This window comes from Pseudomonas emilianonis (assembly GCF_023072625.1).
Lineage (GTDB): Bacteria > Pseudomonadota > Gammaproteobacteria > Pseudomonadales > Pseudomonadaceae > Aquipseudomonas > Aquipseudomonas paraveronii.
The window spans coordinates 1-22,650 of the sequence record NZ_JAKNRV010000043.1; the positions used below are offsets into that span (position 1 = coordinate 1).

At 59.6% G+C, this 22,650-nt stretch carries 15 protein-coding genes, 1 pseudogene and 1 riboswitch; of the genes and pseudogenes, 6 read left to right on the plus strand and 10 right to left on the minus strand.

Going from position 1 to position 22,650, the window contains the following annotated elements; translation table 11 throughout:
• The 6 genes from L9Z73_RS07485 to L9Z73_RS07510 all read right to left on the minus strand — a co-directional run.
• Positions 1-543, minus strand: a 543-nt coding sequence (locus tag L9Z73_RS07485) for a biotin carboxylase N-terminal domain-containing protein (protein ID WP_282598547.1), incomplete at its 3' end; no start/stop codon positions are given.
• Between the two features lie 230 nt (positions 544-773).
• A complete protein-coding gene (locus tag L9Z73_RS07490) occupies positions 774-1,403 on the minus strand; it encodes an urea amidolyase associated protein UAAP2 (protein WP_247398061.1) in 630 nt (209 codons plus the stop codon).
• A 9-nt stretch (positions 1,404-1,412) separates the two neighbouring features.
• Positions 1,413-2,138: an urea amidolyase associated protein UAAP1 gene (locus L9Z73_RS07495; protein WP_247398062.1), complete on the minus strand. Its 726-nt coding sequence runs from the start codon at positions 2,136-2,138 to the stop codon at positions 1,413-1,415.
• Positions 2,135-2,899: an ABC transporter ATP-binding protein gene (locus L9Z73_RS07500; protein ID WP_247398064.1), complete on the minus strand. Its 765-nt coding sequence runs from the start codon at positions 2,897-2,899 to the stop codon at positions 2,135-2,137. Before L9Z73_RS07500 ends, L9Z73_RS07495 begins: the two co-directional genes overlap by 4 nt.
• Positions 2,896-3,711, minus strand: a complete 816-nt coding sequence (locus L9Z73_RS07505) for an ABC transporter permease (RefSeq protein ID WP_247398066.1) — start codon at positions 3,709-3,711, stop codon at positions 2,896-2,898. Before L9Z73_RS07505 ends, L9Z73_RS07500 begins: the two co-directional genes overlap by 4 nt.
• Positions 3,712-3,723: 12 nt before the next feature.
• On the minus strand, positions 3,724-4,791 hold the full coding sequence (locus tag L9Z73_RS07510; RefSeq protein WP_247398068.1) for a putative urea ABC transporter substrate-binding protein: 1,068 nt from the start codon (positions 4,789-4,791) through the stop codon (positions 3,724-3,726).
• A gap of 60 nt (positions 4,792-4,851) precedes the next feature.
• Positions 4,852-4,953: riboswitch (guanidine-I (ykkC/yxkD leader) on the minus strand.
• Positions 4,954-5,266: 313 nt separating this feature from the next.
• Here L9Z73_RS07510 and L9Z73_RS07515 point away from each other — a divergent pair.
• Both L9Z73_RS07515 and L9Z73_RS07520 read left to right on the plus strand, forming a co-directional pair.
• Positions 5,267-5,608: a hypothetical protein gene (locus L9Z73_RS07515; protein WP_247398071.1), complete on the plus strand. Its 342-nt coding sequence runs from the start codon at positions 5,267-5,269 to the stop codon at positions 5,606-5,608.
• 154 nt (positions 5,609-5,762) lie between these two features.
• Complete coding sequence (locus L9Z73_RS07520) at positions 5,763-6,197, plus strand: DUF3757 domain-containing protein (RefSeq protein ID WP_247398073.1); 435 nt, start codon at positions 5,763-5,765, stop codon at positions 6,195-6,197.
• 3 nt (positions 6,198-6,200) lie between these two features.
• Here L9Z73_RS07520 and L9Z73_RS07525 read toward each other — a convergent pair whose 3' ends face one another.
• Positions 6,201-7,313: an enoyl-CoA hydratase/isomerase family protein gene (locus L9Z73_RS07525; RefSeq protein ID WP_247398076.1), complete on the minus strand. Its 1,113-nt coding sequence runs from the start codon at positions 7,311-7,313 to the stop codon at positions 6,201-6,203.
• A 136-nt stretch (positions 7,314-7,449) separates the two neighbouring features.
• Here L9Z73_RS07525 and ung point away from each other — a divergent pair, with 136 nt between their 5' ends.
• The 4 genes from ung (at position 7,450) to L9Z73_RS07545 (ending at position 15,127) form a co-directional block, all read left to right on the plus strand.
• Positions 7,450-8,142, plus strand: a complete 693-nt coding sequence (gene ung / locus L9Z73_RS07530; RefSeq protein ID WP_247398079.1) for a uracil-DNA glycosylase — start codon at positions 7,450-7,452, stop codon at positions 8,140-8,142.
• Between the two features lie 212 nt (positions 8,143-8,354).
• Positions 8,355-10,322: a hypothetical protein gene (locus tag L9Z73_RS07535; protein WP_247398083.1), complete on the plus strand. Its 1,968-nt coding sequence runs from the start codon at positions 8,355-8,357 to the stop codon at positions 10,320-10,322.
• 290 nt (positions 10,323-10,612) lie between these two features.
• Positions 10,613-12,562 (plus strand): hypothetical protein, encoded by a 1,950-nt coding sequence (locus L9Z73_RS07540; protein ID WP_247398085.1) that lies wholly within the window; start codon positions 10,613-10,615, stop codon positions 12,560-12,562.
• Positions 12,563-12,943: 381 nt separating this feature from the next.
• Positions 12,944-15,127, plus strand: a complete 2,184-nt coding sequence (locus L9Z73_RS07545; RefSeq protein ID WP_247398094.1) for an autotransporter outer membrane beta-barrel domain-containing protein — start codon at positions 12,944-12,946, stop codon at positions 15,125-15,127.
• Positions 15,128-15,219: 92 nt separating this feature from the next.
• On the opposite strand, the gene L9Z73_RS07550 is transcribed toward L9Z73_RS07545, so the two are convergent.
• From L9Z73_RS07550 to L9Z73_RS07560, 3 genes and pseudogenes are all read right to left on the minus strand, one after another.
• Positions 15,220-18,522: a hypothetical protein gene (locus L9Z73_RS07550; RefSeq protein ID WP_247398089.1), complete on the minus strand. Its 3,303-nt coding sequence runs from the start codon at positions 18,520-18,522 to the stop codon at positions 15,220-15,222.
• 147 nt (positions 18,523-18,669) lie between these two features.
• A complete protein-coding gene (locus L9Z73_RS07555) occupies positions 18,670-22,080 on the minus strand; it encodes a YncE family protein (protein ID WP_247398092.1) in 3,411 nt (1,136 codons plus the stop codon).
• A 146-nt stretch (positions 22,081-22,226) separates the two neighbouring features.
• Positions 22,227-22,577 (minus strand): annotated as a pseudogene (locus tag L9Z73_RS07560) (AbrB family transcriptional regulator); the annotation flags it as partial.
• Between the last annotated feature and the right edge of the window lie 73 nt (positions 22,578-22,650).

Below are 22,650 nucleotides of genomic sequence, written 5' to 3' on the forward strand. Positions count from 1 at the left end.
GCGGCCCAGGGCTTCCATGCAAAACCCCGGGCCGTTGTCGCGAATGTACAGGTTGACGCCCTGTTCGGTGGTTTCGGCACTCAGCCAGAGTTTGCGCGGCGGGCCTTTTTCGGTGAGGGCGTCGAGGCTGTCGAGCAGTTCGCTGCCTTCGAGCAAGGGAATCTGCTGTTGCTTGGCCAGCGCCCGGGCCGTGTGCTTGAGGCCGAAGACGCGCAGTTGTTGCGGGGTCGGCCCGATGAAGGCGATGCCGGCGTTTTCGCAGGCTTGCGCGAAGGCGGCGTTTTCCGAGAGAAAACCGTAGCCGGGATGAATCGCGGTGGCGCCGCTGGCTTTGGCGATGGTGAGGATTTTGTCCACCGCCAGGTAGGTGCCGGCCGCCGCGCCTTCACCGAGGCTGTAGGCTTCGTCGGCTTGTTGAATGTGCAGGCTGGCCGCATCGGCTTCGGCGTACACGGCGACGCCCTTGACGTGTAGTTCGCGCAAGGTGCGCAGGATGCGGCAGGCGATGGCGCCACGGTTGGCAATCAGCAGTTTTTCGAACATGGGCAAAACCCTGCGGGCCGTCCCGCAAAGTGAGGGAGCACTACGGTCGTCCGCAGTGCATGTCATGAGTGTGGGGGGGCTCCCGATGGTGGTGAGCCAGTGGGTGCATGTTTGGCTGACTCGCCGCCATCGGGGGCAAGCCCCCTCCCACATGCTTCAGTGGTTGCGCAGGCACTGCCCGCTGCGGGCCTGGCACAGGGCGAACAGCCAACGGCGCAAGCGCTTGAATTTCAGTTCCATACGAGTAACTCCGCCGGGGTCGGGTTGTACGCATTGCACGGGTTGTTCAATTGCGGGCAGTTGGAGATCAGCACGATCACGTCCATCTCTGCGCGCAGCTCGACGTACTTGCCGGGGGCGGAAATGCCGTCTTCGAAGGTCAGCCCGCCGTCGGCCGTGACCGGCACATTCATGAAGAAATTGATGTTCGGCCCGATGTCGCTTTTGCCCAGGCGACCGTCGTGGGCGCAGGCCCGCAGGTAGTTGTCGCGGCAGCTGTGCATGTAGCGTTTTTCCAGGGCGTAGCGCACGGTGTTGCTCTCTTGGGCACAGGCGCCGCCGAGGGTGTCGTGGCGCCCGCAGGTGTCTTCGACGAGGGTCAGCATCGGCTGGCCGAGGTTGGAATACAGCACGCTGCCGGTGCCCAGGTACACGTTGTTCTGGCGGCGCAACGTGCGTTGCACGTCGTAGCGCTCGCGCGGGTTTTTTGCGCTGTAGAACAGCGTATCGACCGCCTGGTTGCCCTCCAGATCAAGGATGCGCAGGGTCTGCCCGGCCTTGACCTCCATCAGCCACGGCTCGCCGGCGGGGATGGTGGCGCGGTACACCGCTGCGTCCGGTTGTTTCAGTGCGATAGACATGGCAGCTCCTCAGGCGAACAGGCGGTCGGTGTTGATAAAACCGCGCGCGTTTTCCGGGCGCGAGGTGCGGCAGTGTTCGGCGACGCTTGGGTCGGCGTTCATCCAGCTCAGTTTCAGCGGTTGTGGGGCGTATGCGGGGTTGGGGTCCATCGGGTGTTGCAGGGCGGTGAGCACCACCAGGGTGTCCATCGGTGCGTAGAGTTCGATGTAGTCGCCGGCGGTGGAATTGCCCGGCACGAAGTGCAGGCCACCGTCGTCATCCACGCTGACTTTGCTGAACAGGTTGAGGGTCATCAGCAGGTCGGACAGGCCCAGGCCCCACTTGCCCAATTCCACCAGCAGGTTGTCGGCGCCGTTGCGGTAGAAGCCGTTGCGCAGTTCCTGGTAGCGCCCCTGGCCGTACTTCTCGGCCACCTCGGCCGCGCACAGCACGCCGCCGATGCTGTCACTCCAGCCGCAGGTGTCGGCGGTGATCGCCGCCAGTACGCGGCCCATGTCCGAGTACAGGCAGTGGCCGCGGGTGAGCTTGGCGGTGTGTTGGCATTTGAGGCTGTCGGGCAGGTTCAGGCGTTCGGTTTTTTCGTTGGCGTTGAGCAGGGTCAGGCTGACGTTGGCGCCGCCGCGAATATCGGTGAGGCGCAGCAGTTGGCCGCGCTTGAGCACGAAGGAACGGTGGCCGCCGCCGGGCAGCATTTCTTCGGCGAACGGCGGGAACAGTTGAGTCGAATCGGTCATTGGGAAGTCGCTCCAAGTTCGGCAGCGAACGCCTTGCGGCGTGCGCAGTTCAAAGGGATGTCGTAGGTGATACGCGCGCCATAGGCGCCGGGGGCGTGGGGGTCGACGCGGACTTTGTCGAACACCAGCAGGCGCGTGCCGAGGCTGAAGCCTTCGCTGAGGTCGTGGGTGACCATGAACACCGTCAGCCGGGTTTCGCGCCACAGTTCCAGCAGTAGCTGGTGCATGTCTTTGCGAATGCCGGGGTCGAGGGCGCCGAAGGGTTCGTCCAGCAGCAATACGCGCGGTTTCATGATCAAGGCCTGGGCGATGGCCAGGCGTTGTTGCATGCCGCCGGAGAGCTGCGCCGGGTACTTGTCGAGGGCGTGGCCGAGGCCGACTTTGTGCAGCAGCGCGGCGGCCTGTTCGCGGGCGGCTTTTTTGGCCTTGCCGAACAACCGTCCGAGCAACGGCGAGCGTGGTAGCTCAAGGCCTAGGGTGACGTTGTCGAGCACGCTCAGGTGCGGGAACACCGAGTAGCGCTGGAACACCACGCCACGGCTGGCATCCGGCTCGCCGGCGAGCGGTTGGCCGTCCAGCAGGATCTGGCCCTTGCTCGCGGTTTCCTGGCCCAGCAGCAGGCGCAGAAACGTCGATTTGCCACAGCCCGAGGTGCCGACCAGCGTGCAAAATTCGCCCTCGGCGACCTGCAGATTCAACCCCTCCAGCACCACCTGATCGCCATAGCGCTGCCACACGTTGTTGACGCTGATAAAGCTCATGCCCGCGCTCCTTCGTACCAGGGGAACGCGCGCCGGGTCAGGGCCTTGAGGCCCCAGTCCATCAGCCAGGCGAGCAGGGTGATCCACACCACGTAGGGCAAGATCACGTCCATCGCCAGGTAGCGGCGCACCAGGAAGATCCGGTAGCCCAAGCCGTCGGTGGAGGCGATGGCTTCGGCGGCGATCAGGAACAGCCACGCCGAGCCCAGCATCAGCCGCAGCGAGATCAGCAGGCGCGGCAGCAATTGCGGCAACACCACGCGCAGCATCAAGGTCCAGGTCGAGGCGCCGAGGGTCTGTGCCTTCACCAGCAGCTCCACCGGAATCTCGCGTGCGCGCTGTTCCAGGTCGCGGGCCAGGCACGGTGTGACGCCGATGACGATCAGCATCACCTTGGACAATTCCCCCAGGCCAAACACGATGAACAGAATCGGCAGGATCGCCAGCGGTGGCACCATCGACAGCACCGTCAGCAACGGCGACAACGGCGCGCCGAACAACGGCAACGTACCGGCGGCAATTCCCAGGCACAGGCCGGCGAGGGCGCTGATGCCCAGGCCGAGCGCGAGGCGGCGCAGGCTCGACGCGCTGTCTTGCCACAGTACGTAGTCGCCGGTGCGGCTGTCTGCGCTGAACGCCAGGCGCTTGACCGCCTCGAACATTTGCCCGGCACTGGGCAGCAGTTTGTCGTTGGGGTTATCCGCCAGGCGCTCGGCCGAGCCCACGAAGTAGGCGAACAGCAGCAGGGCGAACGGCAGCAGCACCAACAGCAGGCGGCTGGAGCGGTCCGGGTGACGGTTGATCAGGCGCATGGCCGGGTCCTCTTACAGCGTGCCGTCGGCGGCCATCTGCACGTAGCGGGGGTCGAATTGCAGCTTGAGGTTGGCTTTGTCGCCGCTGGTCACGCCGTTGGCGAAGCTCATGCCCACGGCGCTGGTGTCCTTGGCGCCTTCACCCAACAGGCCGTGTTGGAAGGAGAACTCGGCGACCTTGCGCATGGTCGCGGGCAACTGCGCGCTGGTGGCGAAGGCCAGGGCTTCCTTGGGGGTGGCGAACAACTTGGTGGTGTCCAGTTGCGACTGGAACCCCTTGAGGTCGGTACCGGAGGCCTTGGCCATATGCTCCAGGGCTTCGCTGCTGGCGGCGCCTTTGGCGTTCATCAGCGCGACCACTTCGAACCAGGCGCCGGTGAGGGCTTTGCCCAGGGCCGGGTTGTCCTTGAGGGTCTGGGTGTTGACCACCATCATGTCCATGATTTCGCCGGGCACTTTGCTGGAGTCGAACACCTGGGTGACGCCGGGTTTGGCGTTGATCTCGGAGAGCATCGGGTTCCAGGTCGTCACCGCTTGCACCTGGTCGGTGTTGAAGGCGGCGGCGATGTCGGCGTCGGAAGTGTTGACCACTTTCAGGTCTTTTTCGCTGAGGTCGGCCGACTCCAGCGCACGGGCCAGCAGGTAGTGCGACACCGAGAGTTCCACCAGGTTGACGTTCATGCCCTTGAGGTCGGCCACGGTCTTGCCGCTGCCTTTGAGCACCACGCCGTCGTTGCCGTTGGAGAAGTCGCTGACGATCAGTGCGGTGCTGTCGACGCCACCGGCGGCGGGGATGGTCAGGGCGTCCATGTTGGTCATGGTGCAACCGTCGAACTGGCCGGCAGTGTACTGGTTGATGGATTCGACGTAGTCATTGAGCTGCACCACGTCGATGCTGATGCCGTACTTCTTGGCCCACTTGTCGAGGATGCCTTGGCTGCCGGCATACTCCCATGGCATCCAGCCGGCATAGATCGTCCAGCACACGCTGAAGTGGTCTTTGGCGGCGGCTTGGGTCTGGACGCTCAGTAGAGCGGCAAAGGCGGCGGCGAGCAGGGCGGGTAAACGGATTGCGGGCATGGGGCTTCTCCAGTTGATCGAGGGCGAGCAGGAGCAACGCGGCACCTTGAACGGTGGCTTGTCTCCCGGGCTTTTATCCCGCCGTGTAACCTCAACTGGAGGTCGCCAACTCTCGGACCAGCCACTCGCGTTTCGCGAGCCGGAACCCTAGTCGGCCATTGCAAATTGTGGTGCCGCGAACCTGTGATGAATCCTGCACGCAAGAGGCAAAGCGAGAGTCGTGCCAAGTAGGACGCGGGCGTGTAGATCGCGGGTTTGCGCGAAACGCCCCACGCCTGAGTGCGGGCGGGTGCGTTGCACTGGTGCGTCGCCGCACTGCAATGAGGCGCTTGGTTTGTCCGAAACAGATGTTTCAGTCTGTGTCGAAATCGCACCAGTTTCGCTTTTTGATGTCAGATGTTTCGTCATTCAGCAAACGCTGAATGCCGCTCCCCAGCGTCGCTGGCGGTGCTCTTTCGCGGTCCAGGAGGCCGCCATGTATCGACGACTGTTTCTTATTGCTGTGCTCGGTCTGACCCTTTCTGCGTGCGTGCCCTATTACGATGGAGGCCAAAGTTATTACCGTTCCGAGGTCTATACCGCTCCGGCCCCGGTGTATTACGGCGGCGGCCCGGCGTATCAATATCGGCGTGACTATTACCCGGCCCCGCGTTACTACGCGCCGGCCCCGCGTTATTACCAGCCAGCACCGCGTTACTATCCAGGGCCCCGCATGGGTTACCGGCCTTATCCAAACCAGGGCTGGGGTGATCGCTGGGGCAATGGCGGGCGTGGTCGCGGTGGCGATCATGGCGGAGGCCGCGGTGGCCATCGTTGACAGGGCTTGAAGGCAAGCGGCGCAGGAAGCGCCGCTTTTTCGTAGCGTTTAGCGCTACTGTCAGATTTAACAGCTATTGTTTGGGGTTCTTGTGTATTTAACTGGGGGAGGCCGTTGCGCCTTTTCGATTGCCCAGTGAGCGAATGGAGCCCAGATGATCAGACAATTGGCGTGCGTTTTACTCCTGATGGTCTGTGGTGTTGCACACGTGCAAGCGGAGCAAGGCTGCCCTTATCCCTCGGCAATCAAATATGTCGACGGCTACTTCCAGGCGACGGCTGGAACAGTGCTGTGGCAAAGCCCGAAGATCGGTCATCGGCAGTTTGTCGACCAGTTTATTGGCGCCATTTTTACCCCGGGCTGGGAGCAGGATCGGGACGGCGGCTATATCGACAAGTGCAGCTACCTCACCAACGAAGGGCACAGGGTGGACTTGCGATACGGCAGATCGGGGGAGGTGGAGACGATGTCGCTGACCGGTACGTTGCATTGGCGCCTCGCCAGCGACCCCTTCGACCTGCCGGTGTATATCTGCCAGGACAGTCAGCCGGACAATTGTTCATTCAGCGTTAAAAAGCCAAAAACCTGACTGTCAAAAGTAGGAGAAATCCGCAAGCGGATGGCGGCCTTCCCAGGCTTTGTTGAAGTGGGCCTGTACCACGGCTTCTGGAATGGCATTGATATCCGGCCAATGCCAATGAGGCTTCTGGTCTTTGTCGATCAACCGCGCGCGGACCCCTTCGCTGAATTCCGGGTGGCGGCAGCAATTCAGGCTCAGGGTGTAGTCCATCTGGAACACCTCGGCCAGCGACAGGTGACGGACGCGCTGCTGTTGCTCCCACACCAAGTGCGCGGTCAGCGGGCAGCCTTCGCTGAGGGTCGTGCCGGCGCGGCTGAACAATGGGTCTGCGTGGTCGCGCAACAGGCTCAAGGCACGCCAGGCACAGCGCACGTCACTGACATCCAGCCATTCATCGATCTGCGCTCGGCGTGGCAGCCATTGCGCGTCGGGTTGCTGGTCGACGGCTTCCTGGGCCAAGGCCTTGAGCAGGCTGTTGAGCTGCATCGCGGTCTGTTCCTGCCAGTTCAGTTGCAGCAGGCCTTCGAGCAGTTCGTCTTGCTGGTCCTCACGCAGGAAACGGTCGGCCAGGCCCAAATCCAGCGCGTCGCGGCCGTTGATGTGCGCGCCGGTAAGGCCGAGGAACAACCCCAGCTTGCCCGGCAGGCGCGACAGGAACCAACTGGCGCCCACGTCCGGGTACAGCCCGATGCTGATCTCGGGCATGGCCAAACGGCTGCTGGGGGTGACGATGCGCACCGATGCGCTTTGCAGCAAGCCCATGCCGCCGCCCAGCACATAGCCGTGGCCCCAGCAGATCAACGGTTTGGGGTAGGTGTGCAGGCGATAGTCGAGGCGGTATTCCGCAGCAAAAAACTGCGCGGCCAGGTCCGGCACCACGCCGGGTTGTTCGCGGCAGGCCTGGGCCAGGCTGCGCACTTCGCCGCCAGCGCAGAACGCTTTGGGCCCATTGCCGCGCAATAGCACGCAGACGATGTTCGGGTCTTTGGCCCAGACGTCCAGGCGTTCGCCCAGGGCCAGGATCATCGGCAGGGAGAGGGCGTTGAGGGACTTTTCGGCGTCCAGGCTGGCGATGCCGATGCGAGCGCCACCGCTGCCGGTCAGCTCTTCGAAGTGCAGGTTCATCGTGACCTCAATCGGGAAGGTGAAGATTCAGTATGATCGCTTCATGGGAAAGCGCCGGTTGTGTGTCAGATCAATTGACAAGCGGGGTCGGCTTTCCTAGGGTTCGCCTCATTCTTTTTTACAAGACAAGTCAATCATGACCGAAGGCGACCGTATCAAACTCGAACCCAGCTGGAAACACGCCCTGCGCGATGAGTTCGAGCAGCCCTACATGACCCAACTGCGTGAGTTCCTGCGCCAGGAGCACGCGGCCGGCAAGGAGATCTACCCGCCTGGCCCGTTGATCTTCAACGCCCTCAACTCCACGCCGCTGGACAAGGTCAAGGTGGTGATCCTCGGCCAGGACCCCTACCACGGCCCCGGCCAGGCCCACGGCCTGTGCTTCTCGGTGCAACCGGGCGTGCCGGCGCCGCCGTCGCTGGTCAATATCTATAAAGAGCTCAAGCGCGACCTGAACATCGACATCCCCAACCACGGCTGCCTGCAACGCTGGGCCGACCAGGGCGTGTTGCTGCTCAACACCACCATGACCGTGGAACGCGCCAACGCCAACGCCCATGCGGGCAAGGGCTGGCAGTTCTTTACCGACCGGATTATCGAGGTGGTCAGCGAGCACCAGCCGCACCTGGTGTTCCTGTTATGGGGCGCCCATGCGCAGAGCAAGCAGAAGCTGATCGATGCGACCAAGCACCTGGTGCTGACGTCGGTACACCCGTCGCCGTTGTCGGCGTATCGCGGGTTTCTGGGCTGCGGGCATTTCAGCCGCACCAATAAGTTTCTTGAGCAGAATGGTGAAGCGTCGATTGATTGGGTATTGCCACCGGTCTGAACCATTCGCTAGAGCGTGTCACCCGCTTGATTCGCGGCGTGCGTGGCTACCTGCGGCCCCTTGAAGTTCGCCAATCAAGGGGTACCTGTTATTTCTGACAGTATCCGACCTTCCTGTATCAGCATTAAATAATCTCCCTGGCCTAGTCGGTTTCGTGCACACCGACGCGTTTGTCAATGGTCAACCTGTGACTCATTGCGAGGAGAGTAGAAATGTCTGATTCGAAACTATCTTCAAATGCCGAGCCGCTCGGCTCAGGACCTGTCGACGTCCCCCAGCGCAAGCGTTCAACCGCCATCCTGACGCTCGACGTGCCCGTGGTGCCGGAGGCCTTGAACCTGCTACCGGACGAAGCCGCGTACACGATTCCGCTGGCCCTTCAGAATCAGCCATTGATGGTGACGATCGAGCAGGTATGGCCGGTAAACTTCGCTAACATCCCTATGACGACATTGGTTCAATATCTTTGGCAGGGTATTGAGGTTCACCGCCATGAGATTATTGGTCCTTACGACCCGGACATCGTATTTCCACTGGTTCAGGCGTTGCCGGCCAGTGTCTTGTCTACGGGCGGTATTCGCCAGCTCACGTATCGGGTGAGTGCTCCGCTGCTGACGACGACTGACTCCTTCCGCACAATGGTCAACGTCGACAAGACAGCACCCAATAATGGCAATCAAGGTCCGGCGCTGATTTTTGACCCAGAGGTGATCAGCGGCGGGGTGACCGACGACTACCTTGTGGCGCACAACGGTGTCGATGCAGAAGTTGTGCGTTGGCCGGATATTCGCCTTGAAGACATCATTGAGTTCTTTTGGGGGGAGTTTCCCAACATCCGTTCTGCGGGCACGCTGAGCATTGGGCCGGCGCATATTGCCGGCGCGCCGATAGAAATACATTTCGATGAAACCTTTATTCGCGACAGTGGCGAAGGCCGAGTGTTTGCCTCCTATCAGCTCACTGACCGTGCGGGCAATATCGGGCCGTTCTCTGCGGTGATCGAACTTGACGTCAACCTGCAGGTTTTGCCGGATCTGCCACGGCCCGAAGTACCCTTGGCAGAGCTCGATGGCCTGATTGACCTGGACGATGCACGTACCGGCGTAGTTATCGAAATCCCTCAGATTTTCGGGGCGCAGGAGAACGACCGGCTTGTCATTTTCTGGAATACCCACTCGCTGCCGCCTATTACGATCGGTGCCGGGCAAGCGTGGCCCATCCGTGTTTCTGTTTCTTGGGAGATCCTCTCGGCCGGTGGTTTTGCGGGGTCGATTCCCGTGCGCGTGCGTTACCTGTTTCAGCGCGGTAGCGCGTCGAAAAATTCGCCCAACAACTTTTTTATCCAGGACTTCAGTGTGGCCGGGCCAGATCCACAAGGCCCCGACCCGATCAATACCCAGTTGGCGCGGGTTGTCGTGAAAGGTGTCACAGGGGACGACGTTGTCACCCAGTTGGATGCCCCGGGGCCTGTACGTGTAGAGGTGCCGCTATGGACCACTCCCGCTCCGGTACCTGGGCACCGGCTGGAATTGTTCTGGGGCGGTGAGGCCGCATTTGCAGGCGACTACGAGATCCAGCCCACAGATCTCCCCGGCCAAACGGTGGCTTTTTTTGTGCCCTGGATGGTGATCATGGGCGCGGCGTCCGGTCAGGTACCGGTGTATTACTGGACGGATAATGCCGTCAACCGCCAACGCAGCCCTGCCAAAGCGGTGCGGGTGGAACTCGATACACTCAAGGGCCTGGAAAAGCCTGTATTACTGAATGACAGCACCCGTGATTACGTTGCCTGTGATACCCGCCCGGAACCCTGGACAGGTGTTTTCATTGGGGTGCCCTGGGATGCGACCCATTTCGAGGTGGACGACAGGATCCAGGTGTACTGGAGCAGTTACCCCACCAAAGCTGGCAGCGGTGATCCTTTCCCTGGAACGAGTGTCACGTTCGATGTTGTGTTGACCCAGGATCATAAGAATGCCGGGCGAGTAGAGGTTCTCATCGCACCCTTTGACCCATTGTTTACCCGTCCGGGGCTAGTCAATGACTATGGTTCGGGAGTGAGCTACTACCGACTGTTCAAAGTTTCGGGGCCGACGGGTGTGTCGTCTAAAAAGCTGGTTTTCATTGATCTGAAAAGACCCCTTGGTGGCGTGTGCCTAGGGCCTGTCCGCACTTCATGAACCATTGAAAAACCGAGGGGTGAAAGAGGGCGTAACGCCCTCTTTTTTATGATGGGCTTTTTCATCACGACTTAGACTTAATGTTGCTGATAGCTGGATTGTTGATTTTGATCGGTTATTAAAACGCTGTGTATTCATTGAATCAATGTAGATACACGCTTTGTCGGCTTGCGCACCTGTGAAGTTTGACAGGTGCGCGCCTTGCGAGACAAAGATTTAATAGGCCTGTCACTCGGTCCAGTTAGATGTCGGAGTACGAGCCATTCTCTATCCAGCGAGAGTAACTAGCTATGGCGACGTCCAAAAAAACCCTAAAAGCCCAGAGCAAAAAGAAAACGGCAGTGGCGCCTGACTCCCCCCTGCTGGTACGGCCGCCGTGGGCTCGAACACCTGTGGGGCCGCTTTTGTTGAATGATCTGCGGGTGATGAATGCATTGCCTTCCGTTCCGAACGGGCAGCCGAACTTGATGGACATCAGTGATTTGTACGCTCGCGGTGTTGAGTGTGAAATCGACGAGTGGACTGAGATTCTGCCTTTTGGCAACGACGAGTTGGAAATCCGTATCAATAATGTCCTGTACAAAAATCGCATTCCGTTCAGTAAACCGTTGTCTGCACATTCTTGGCCCTACCGCTTCTCGATACCTGAGGAGGACATTGGCGAGCATGGGTTGAAAAACCTGACCTATGAAGTATTTGCGTTTGGCGGCAGTGTAGATAGTCCTGCCGCGCCTACCCCTGTCACCATCGACCGTCGAGATCCCAACGCAGGCCTCAGGCCTGGCGCGGTGACGTTACCGGCTTGGGTCGGCCAGTTTGTGACGCTGCAGGACCTGGACGACAATGGCGGTGCCATGGTGATCGAGGTTCCGCGTCGATTGGACCCGCAAGTGGGCGACAAACTGGAGATCTACACAACTTTTCCGAGTAATGCGCCCTTATTGACCATTGAAAATTTACCGCGCACCACGGCTCCCGTGACGGTGAGTCTGACCAAAGCTCTGCTCGAGGCGAGTGGAGGGGGCTTGAAGCAGCTCAACTTTGTCTACACCGATCGTGCCGGTAACCCAACCAGCTACCCGAGCTCGTTTCAAGAGTTCACATTGGTGACGGAGGATCTTCCCGAGAACCTGCGTGATCCCGAATGCCCCGAGGCGCCGCTTGACCTGCTTGATGCGCAATTGAACCGCGCCGAGATATGGATCCGCGAATACGACAACGCACTTGCCGGGGACCGCGTTCTTGTCGAGTTCAATACCCTGCTGCTCGTTGGCATTGTGAATATGGTCTGGCCGCTCAGGGTGCCAATCCCATGGGACGTGCTTCGCGATGGCGGTCTTGATGCGCCATACGAGGCTGACGTGTTTTACAACATCGATCGTGGCGGGGTCATCACGGGGCCTTCCGGCACCATCACGGTGGATGTGGACTTGAGTTCAGCGGGTGGGCGGCCGGAAGATCCGGGTCCTGTCAACCCGGACCTTGATCCGGTGGAGGTGACCTCATCCGAGGGGCTGACCAATGAGATCGGCTCAGGCGACATGGGCGCCGCTACGGCGCGGTTTGACGTGTATACGGGGGCGACGGCGGGGCATCGCATTCAACTGTGGTGGAAAGGCCTGCCTTGTTATAACCCTCCTTATGTGGTCACTCTCGCAGACGAGGCCGCCACCGAGTTTGTGCTGACGGTCCCGGCGGCGGTGATCAAGGCGGCAGGCAACGGTGCTATTCCCACCTGGTACACGCTCAATAACGGCGTGAACGATAACGTCATCGATTCCGTGGAAACAACGGTGGCAGTCAGTGCATTTGCGGTGGATAACCTGTTACCCATCAGTTATCCGGCGGGGGTGCCCTTAGGCGATGGCCGATTTGCGCTCACCTGCACACAAGGCATTCCCAGTGGGATCAGAACCGTTATCAAGGACCCTGCAAACCTGCGGGCGGGCGATCAGATTACGCTTCATTGGGTCATCTTTGGTCCGGATGCTTTCGAGTCCACGACGATTACGGTTGATGAGACCTTCCCATCCGTGACAATTACCCACGATCACGATACTCCGGGCCATCCAGGAGAGCTTTTTACCGTACCGTTCCCGGTCTATATCCAGCCTGTCCTGGTCGGGCGCATTGAAGCGACCTATCACGTATTAAAAGCGGATGGCGTAACTGAAGGCGATTCAACCGCCACCATTGTGCTGATGACTCGGCGCCAGACGGATAACACCATCTGCGGTTAGTACCCCGTGTGAACGCATGAGCCAACCTTACCCGCTACCTGGTCGCGAAAGCGTCCGGGTAGCGGTCTATTGGCCCTGATCGGGTGAGGGCGCTTGTCGTTTACAGGCTCAAAACCATCGTTCTGACACGCGAGAAGGAGGCGCTACGCACGTTAAATCTTAGTGGCTGCATAGTTAAGGAAAGTCCTACAAGGCATTGGAATTGCCCTACATGAAGTTCCCCTCTAGGTCCGTACTCTTGGCGCCGCTGAGAGCCTAAGGCGATAAGTCTGTTATTCGCTTGGCTTGTTCAGTCACCCGACTAGAGGTTTATCACCCGTGACTAATGTTAAAAAATTCACCCCTTCTCGACTGGCGACCGCTATCAAGGTCTTGGCCCTGATGCCGTTGTCGTTGGCCGCTACGAAAGCTGCTGCACTCGAAATTTTCCCCGGCCATGAACTGACGATTGACGCCAGTTCGCCTTATGACCGCTATCAATTGAGCGGTGATGCAAAACTCATCTCAAATGGCGCCAGGATTGTCAGTGTCCATGCCAAAGACTCGACATTTGAAATGAATGGCGGCCGGGTAGCTGCCGGTAATGAAGTGGGTGTTTCACTCTATGGCAGTGAAGCGACCATTCGTGATGCGCATATTTCCAGTGAGGGTTCCACGGGCTTGATCGTGGGCACCGAGGATAATCGGAGTTCGACGGCCGATGTTTTCAATACCTTGATCGAAGGCGCAACCCAAGGCGTCATCCTGAACGGCTCCAGTGTACTGACCTTGAATGGCAGTGAGGTCATAGGGGGCGAGCAGGGCTTGTTGGCCATCGACGGTCAATTGATCGCCAATCAGAGCCGCATCACTGGCGCCACCAACGGCATTGAAATCTATCGTCATCCGATTACCCCGGACTCGGCTTCCTTTACGTTCAACCAGACGGCTGTGGTCGGTGAGACCGGAGCAGCCATTGTTGTGAAGTCTCCCGGCATGGTTGAAATCGATGTCAACGATGGCTCCACCCTGGTAGGCGGTAACGGCAACATGCTGGAACTGACGGAGGGTGGCTCGGCCAACATGCGCGTTAACAACAGCGCTCTGACCGGCAATATTCAAGTAGGCAGCCACAGTGAGTTGGACCTCAGCCTTGATCGCGCCATCATGAACGGCGACGTGATCAACGATGGCGGTACCGCGAGTGTGGGTCTGAGCAACGGCTCGATCCTTACCGGCCGCCTGGAGAACGTCGGCAAGGTCGCGATCAACAGTGATGCGACTTGGGTCATGGTCGATCACCAGCAAGTCGGCGACCTGTCCCTGGCTGGCGGTAACGTCAAGTTCGGCGAGACCGGTACGTTCTACCAGTTGGACGTAGCCAACCTGTCGGGTAACGGCACCTTCATCATGAGCGCGGACTTTGCCACCCTGACCGGCGATTTCCTTAACGTGACCGGCACCTCGTCGGGCGACCACAAACTGCTGATCGCCAGCAGCGGCGCCGACCCGTTGAGCGGTGACCGCCTGCACGTGGTACACACCGCAGACGGTGGCGCCCAGTTCAGCCTGATCGGTGACCGCGTGGATGTGGGCACCTACTCCTACAGCCTGATCAATGAAAACGAAGGCCAGGACTGGCTGCTCGACCCGGACAGCAAGGTGATCAGCCCAAGCACCAACTCGGTGTTGGCGTTGTTCAACGCAGCGCCCACTGTGCTCTTGGGTGAAATGACCACCCTGCGTACCCGCATGGGCGAACTGCGTTTCAGCGAAGGTCAGTCGGCCGGGTTCTGGACCCGCGCCTACGGCAACAAGTATGAAGTGTCCAACGACAAGACCGGCCTGGGTTACAGCCAGTCGCAACGCGGCTTCGCGCTCGGTGCCGACGCGCCGGTATCGGGTGGCGATGGCCAGTGGTTGATCGGTGCAATGGTCGGTCACAGCACCTCGGACCTGGACTTGAACCGTGGCAGCAGTGCAACCATCAACAGCTACTATGTCGGCGGTTACGCTACCTGGCTGGATGCCGAGAGCGGGTTCTACTTCGACGGCGTGCTCAAGTTTAACCGCTTGCACAACGAGTCCGATGTGGCCATGAGCGACGGCAAGAAAGCCAAGGGTAACTACACGCAAAACGCGGTGGGCGCCTCGGCGGAAGTCGGTCGTCACATCACGTTGGATGACGGTTTCTTCGTTGAGCCGTATGGTCAACTTGCTGCCGTGATCACCCAGGCGCAGAGCTACACGCTGGACAACGGCCTGGATGCCAAGGGTGAACGCTCCAGCACCGTGATCGGCGAACTCGGTACCACCGTGGGGCGCAATATCCAGCTGGAAAGCGGCGGTGTATTGCAGCCGTACTTGAAGGCAGCGGTGGCGCACGAGTTCGATCAAAGCAACAAAGTGTTCGTCAACGACAACTCGTTCAACAACGATTTGTCGGGTTCGCGCCTGAAACTGGGGGCGGGTGTGGCGATGTCGGTGTCGCAGAACCTGAAGCTGCATGCGGATCTGGAACACAGCACGGGTAAGAACATCAAGCAGCCGTATGGGGTTAACCTGGGCTTGCGCTACGATTTTTAAAGGGCTGGATGTATAGCGTGGTAGCGGTATAGGCCGTGCGGTAATAAAAATGCCCCGTCTCGAAAGAGGCGGGGCTTTTTATGTTTACAGTGTTAGTAAATCGCTAAACCATCGAAGCTGTTAGTTGTAGTACCCCACTGCAAGTCATTAGGTGGCCACCCCCTGTCTCCAAAAATGTTGATAAAGCAATAAGCCAGCCCGGGTTGCGGTTGGCCAGGTGCTTGTTCAGTGGTCCATATATTACCCGCCGATGGCCAGCGTCCACGGTATTGTTGACTAAGCTCAACCGCGATACTGAAGTTAGGAAGTACGCCGCCCCATGCAGCGGCTGCACTCACCATGGAATGCCATTGCCCTGTCCCCACAAACCGGCATCTGCGGAAAGACCCGTTGACAGTCACGTTATAGCTGGCTGTTTGCGCGGGTTGCGCACTGTCCCGAACGGTGATCGTCGCGGTACCTGCGGCAGTGATGTGAACGCGGCCCCCCGAATTGACGGAAATGGCGCCTGGATTACTGGAACTGTAGGTGTACGGTGGTACGCCTCCAGTGGCAGCCCGAGCTGAGCCAAAGTAAAAGATGTCATTGAAACCACCGAAAAAGTTCACCAGCAAGTAACCACTGAGATTTAGAAACCTTGGGTTGGTATCCATTGCCAGAGCGGGCGTAGTTCTGACCGTATAGCTGACATCTTCCAGCTTCCAGGCGGTAGTCTCGTCATTGGTACTGTCCACGGATACAGAGCCTTTGACGTGCAGCTTGCTGTTTGCAAGCAGCTGGCTCAAATAGGCACTCGGTACGGGCTCCTGTACAAACCCTTGATCAAACTCCTCTTGATTGAGAGCCTTACTGGCATCCCGCAAAGTGAGCAAGTGGGGTAGATTCCCGGCTTTGACACCTTCCAGATAGATCCACGAGGATTGTCCTACTGCATAAAAGGGCCAGGCAGCGGTTCTGACGGTGGCGGCGTTTTTGATATCAATGACACCTCCGATGGCCTCAGGAACGCTCAACAAGTCCAATGCTTGTGCTGGCAGAGGCTCCACCTCGAGGGTCAGTCGTACCGACCCAGTAGTATTGCCGCTGCGGGTAACCTCGAAATACACCTCGCAAGAGCCCCCCAGGTAGGCGGCGACAAAATCGCTGGAATGTTCGAATCTAATATAGTCTTCGCCAGGCTCCGCAACGCCGGGTTTTGACGGAATGTCGGGAGTCCCCAAGCCTGATTTGCCCACGACCCTCAGCTTGACGTCATCGCTGTCGAGCATTGGGAAGTATTTCACCCTGAACTCTACTTCGAACGGAGGCAGCACGTGCAATGGGTTCAGGCGCGAAAGGGTTGGCGTAATTGCGGTGGCCTGCACAACAACCGGCGGCTCGGACAGTTCCAGCTTAATGCCGATGTAGATCACAAGCTCCTGGGAAAACCGGGAAATTGCACCTGGCGTCTTAGGCCTTACCTCGTAGGAGAGCGTCATCGTGCTGTTGAGATTGGCCAGGACGATAGTTCTCGGAATAGTGAAAGGGATGACCGCGTCCTCCCAGTTGATATCGACATTGAACCAGTCAGTCGTAATGCTGCCGCCTGGACGGGTACCTGTGGCGATCACTCTGATCTCTACGCCATCTACAATGAACGGATGGGGGTCAATCCTGACATTAAGGTTGGCCAGGTTGGTACCGGGGTCGAATACAAAACCGGGCGGTAACGCTTGCAGTGTCCTGGGGGGCGGTAATGTTGCCCTTGCATCACCGACAGGCACCGTTACCGATTCAGAGGCCGGCCTTGTTACGCCACCATTGATCAAGTAATGAGCAGTAAAATACCCACCGCTCAGTGCATTGAAGAATGCGCTCTCCAACAAGAAAACAACGTCACCGGTACCTGCCATTTCGGTGAATTCGGCATAGCTGGGCACGTTATTGGCGCTACGGCCGACCACTATCAAGTCGACCCTGTCATTTTCATGCTGCCCGAGGAATTTAGGCACCAGAATGCGTACCGGATTGGTATGGTCGGGTAGAGAGCCGTCACTGTCCAAATCCAGGACTTGTGGTGGTGGTAAAAGGGTTCCGACCGGGTCACCGTCGATGGCGTAAAGCGAGCCTCTGGAGCGACGATCAGCAACGCCTGTACGAATCCGTTTGTAAGTGATGAAGATGTACCCACCCGGCAGGGGCAGCAGAAAGTCAAAAGGCAGGGGGATGTTGATCCTGATTGGAGTGATCGAGGTCACCTGACGGTCGATGGTCATTTCGACTGGCACGCTGCTGGCGTTGAGGCCCTTTATCGTCAGGCGCACCGTATCGTTGACGGCGTATCCGTTATTGCGTATAGGCAATTCGATGTTTGCGTCGCCATCGAGATCACGGATATCGATAAAGTCCTGATCGTGCTCCTCGTCGTAGTCGGACTCGGTTACAAACACGGCGGGCAGTAATGCTTCGCTGCCACTCCCCAATTGCACTTCAATGAGCCTGCGAGGCGAGAAGCCTGGGGAATGATTACCCACCTTGTCGAGCACATACCATTCCACAATATATTCGCTGTCAGGTAGCGCGTCCCATGTGCCGAAGTAGGCCCAGACCCTAATAGGCAAGTTGTCTGAGGCTTCAAAACTGGTAACGGTGTGTTTGATCAGCAAGCCGCCGATACTGACGACAATGACATCGTCTTCTTTACGGTGATGTTTCGTGGGCACTGCGGGATTCAGTGGATAGTCTGCAATCAACATCTCGACCCCAGCGACGGCATTTTCCTTCGTGATCACGCCGAAGGCTTCGATCTGTGGGTCTGCAAACTTCACGGCCGCCATATTTTCGTTGACGTTGGGCGTACTGACGATAGGGTCCGGGCCGACTGGGTGCTCACGGTCAACGTAGATGGTGAACAGCTTGGTGCTATCAATTGTGCCGCTCAGTCGTTCGACAAAGGCCTGTACCTTATTGTTTGCCTGATCGATAAAGCGGGTGCTTTTTATAAACAGGACAATTTGCGTGCCCAAGGCGGCTTCGTCAGCGGTGACGGTATGGAAGGCTACTCGCTCGCTGTTGTGTTCCAACCAAATGAAGTCATTTTCAGCTTGTTCCAGATACGGCAGAAGGATGCAGATGACCCCCGAAGCGTTTACCTTCAAGGCGGCATCATTGAAGCCGCCATCAGCACCCGCGACAGGTTCCCATAACGTTGGGAAATACAGGGGCAAGTCGGAAAATGGAGTGTTGATAAATGTTCTTGAGTTCAATGCAACGCCGTTTGGCGGTGGTGAGGTGAAGCCTTTGCGACGCAGGTCATTGGGGTGAAGCTCGCCGAGTGTATCGCTGGAGGAAAGAGCAAGGGCCTCCGGAGAATACGACGGGTTGTCGCTGGGTTCAGGGGCTTGATCGAATGTCATGGTTAGGATTCCTTGTCATAGGGAAAACGATCGGAAACCCGTCACACAAGTGGGTCTCAGGCTTGATTCAGCACCCGTCACCTATCGCCTGCCTAGCTGTGAGAAATGACAGTGCCGACGAACGGTGAACTCCGACTGGTCCGTCAGCTAAAACACCACCAACGACACTGAGTCCCCGCCGGCATTGGCCACGTAGCCGTGGGAACCGTCTGGAACCACCACCACCCCGCGCGGTTTATTGAAGCCGGCATAGCTGCCAGTCACCCGTCGCAAGCGCGTATCGATAATGCCCAGCAGGTCGCCGTCGGTCTGCGACACGTAGGCCAGATCACGCCCGCGTTCGAAGGCGATGTCGTAGGGGCCCTGCAACCCGGTCAGGGTCTGGTCGATGCGCTGGGTCAAGGTGTTGCCGATCGTGACGCTGCCGCCTTCTCGGCCGCTGATGTAGACCTGCGAGCCACGGGGGTTATGGGCAATGGTGACGGGGGCGGAGCGGGTGTCGGCGCTGTTGATCAGGCTGTTGGTCGGCAGATTGATGATGGACCAGTCGAAGAATGTGGCCACGTGTGCGCGGTTGTTATCGGGGCTGATGGCGACATCGATAGGCGCACGCACAGGGATCGAGGCCACGCGTTGGTGGTTGCTTGTATCGATGACGACCAGGCGTGACGCACCTTCATCGGCCACATACAGGCGCGAGCCGTTGGCATTGAAGCGAATGCCTCGGACGGTGGTGAACCCTGTCAGTATGTCGATCAGCGAATAGTCCTGCGTGCTGTAGAGGCGAATCGGCGTGTGGGTGGCGCTGCTGTTGTCGGTCACATACAGGCGCTCGGCCGTTGGATGAATGGCCAGGCGCAGGGGCGAGCCCGGCACGTCGAAGCTGTCGATGACGCGGTTGCGTAGGGTGTCGATGACCCAGATTGACGTGCGGCCGAAGGCGCAGGCGACGTAGAGCCGCGTACCGTCCGGGCTGAGCACCAGGGCGTTGGGTGAATTGCCCACCGGGATCGTAGCGAAAATGCCGACCGTGTTGGCAATGCGGTAGCTGACAGGGCGCAACGCGATGGCGAAATCCTTGTGGGCGCTGCCGTTCAGCGATACCCGCGCCTCAACCGTCAGGGTGCTTTGGGTCGGCAAGGAGCGCAGGTAATCGGCGGGTAACGTGACTTCCACGCGTTTGGCATTGAACTCTGCCGCGGTCAGCGGTGTGCCGTTGCGCAGCACCCGATTGGCCGCTGCCTTGACGTCGATCCACACCGGTTGCCCGGTGCGCATGAACGGCCATGCCTGAATCACTGCGCTATGCGCCGCGTTGGCGATAATGATGCCGTTCGACGCTTGGGGCACATTGACCAGGTCCAGCACTTGCTCAGCCAGCGGGTCGATGGTCAAGGTCAGCATCTGGGATGCGGTGGTGGCACCGGCGCGGGTCACGGTATAGGACAGTTCAGCGTCTGCGCCCAGGTTGGCGGCAATCACCCGATTACCGATGATGAAGTCGACATAGCCCTTTACCGGGTCGCCTGGCAGCGGATTGACGGCGGGCGTTCCGATCCCGTATGTGCCCCTGAATCTCGGCTGGATATCATCGCCGGCCAGCATCGGCTTGTAGCTCACTCGAAACGTGCAGACCGGCGGCTCCAGAACATGTTGCGGGTTGAGCCTGGCGGTGGAGGGGTCGGCGACGTTGATCGTGCTTTCCAGAATATGCGGCACCGGCAGTTGCAGGCCGCTGCCGACGGTCATCACCCGCGCCTGGGAGTAACGGGTGCGCTGGCCGGTTTTCTCCACTCGGTAGTAAATGCGCGCCGAGCCGTTGAGGTTGGCCACGACAAACACCCGTGCGATGACAAACGCCAGGTCCTGCCCGACCCATGGCCGGGTGATGGGGAACGGGTCCGGTGGGGCACTGCCGCCCATGGCGCTGCCTTCGACGTACAGTGTGACCGTCGCGCCTTCAGTGAACGCGGCGTGCGCTGCAACCCTCACGTTGGCATTGCCTCGGGATTGCTCGGGGTCGAAGGTGAAGCCGGGGGCGGGTGCTTGCAATACCTCCGGCGCGGGCAGTGCGTCCTGGGGCTCGCCGATGTTGAGGTGCAAAATGGCCGAGGGCGGGCGCTCCCCGGCGGTGTTGATGTAGTAGTAGAGCATCAGCTCGCCGCCATCGAGCTGGCGGATATCACCGTCAACCCCGTTGCGCAGTTCGAACACGACGGTGCCTTCGCCGGCCGGCAGCGAGTGCTCCTGATAAAAACGGTGGCCATTGGCATAGGTGCCTTCCAGCACCAGCGTGACTCGATCAAACGGCTTTTGGCCGGTGTAGGCGGCGATCGTAACGCTCACCGGATCGGTCAAGGGATGCAGGACGTCGCCGCTGGCGGCCGGCACTTGCGGTGCGACAAGGCCGGTTTGTTCGGGGGTTCCGCTCACTTGGACGAAGGTGTTTTCCGAGGGTAAATTGACCGCTCCCGTGCGAATTCGCTCATAGCTCAGTTGGATCAATGCGCCGATGAGCAGGCGCACGTCAGCATTGGGCCATGGGACGTCGACGGAAGGCGTTGTGGTCGAGGTGATACTCGTGTTGTAGGTCTGTTCGACATCGACGCCTTCCGGCAAACGCCCCCGGAGGGTCAGTCGAAGACCGTCGCCTAACGCCCAGCCTTTCCCCGCGACGGTGACCCTGAGGGTTGCGTCTTTGCCTTCCAGCCTGTCCGCATCCAGCGTGCCTGTCGGGGCTTCGACAATCTGGGCGGCGTCCAGCAACCGTTCGTTGGGGTTAAGCCGCACTTCGATCAGTTGCATCGGCGAGCGCCCCGGCGCGTAGTTGCCGACCTCATCGATGACATCGTAGGCACAGGCCTGAAAGCCGCTGCCGATGCTTAGCCAGGTGCCGTAATAGACCGTGATCGAAATCGGGTTGCGGCCGCTGGCCTCGTTCTCGGTGACGATGTGCTCGATGATTTGCCCGCCGATGATCAGGCGAATGCGATCGCGTACCGCTCGGTAGGTACTGGGAGGCCGGTTGAGGTCCAGCGGGTAAAAGGGAATTCTCACGACCACGCCGCGCCCGGCTGCGGCCGAGTCGACGAGGATCTGCGCCGGTTGCGGCCGTGGCAGCTGTTCATTGACCCACGGCGGGCGGGTAATGGGGTCGTTACCGGTGGGCGCCACGGTGTCGATCTTGAGGGTCAGGCGTTGGGTGGCTTCTACGCGGTGATCAAGGTGCGTCACCCGGAAAAACACGGGCCCGGCCGCACCGTCGGCCAAACGGGCCATGGAGATGTGCAGGGTAATCGGCTTCGCTTCGCGCGCTTCTTGCTCGGTGACGGTATGGAAGTCGACCGGGACCAGCAGGTCGCCACAGAGCAACTCGATGAAATCCCCTTCAAGCTGGCCTGCGTAGGTGCGCAAGATGCAAATCAGGCCCGTGCTGCCATGGCTCTCCAACAACAGTTGATACACGCCGCCGGAGAAGCCCACGACCGGGGTCGTCAGGCCGGGAATATAAGGCGACAACTGCGAGACGAAAGGGGGGGCGTTGAGGTCTGGAGCCATCGTGATCACCTCGTGCAGGGCAAAGGGGCCGAAAAGGACCGGGGCACGCAAGGATTGAACGCAGAAGGGGCACGCGCAGGCTAGCTGTTAGAAATGACAGTGCCGACAGGCGGTAGTGACCCTGGGCGGGCCACCCTCGGCAGACGCTAGGGTTGGCGGTTCCAATGCCTGAACAACGGCTCCGCCAGAAACAACACGAACAACAAGCGCATCACCTGCATCGCCGTCACCAACGGCACCGACAGTTGCAGGGTTTCAGCGGTCAAACTCATCTCGGCAATACCGCCGGGCATCATGCCCAGCGTCAACGAGCGCAGGTCCAGTTGGGTCATCGCACTCAAGCCCACGGCGGCCAGCGTCGCCAGCACCATGGTCAAGGCGGTGCCGATCAAGGTGCGCGCCATGAACGACGGCGCACGGCGGAAGAACTGACGATTGAAGTGGCACGCCAAGCCGCTGCCGATCAGCCACTGGCCGAGCTGGCTGCCGCCGTCGGGAAACCTTCTTCACCGTGTGGGCCAACCTGTTCGGCCTCGGCGACGCGCACACAGGCCAGCGTGTGTTGGTCCA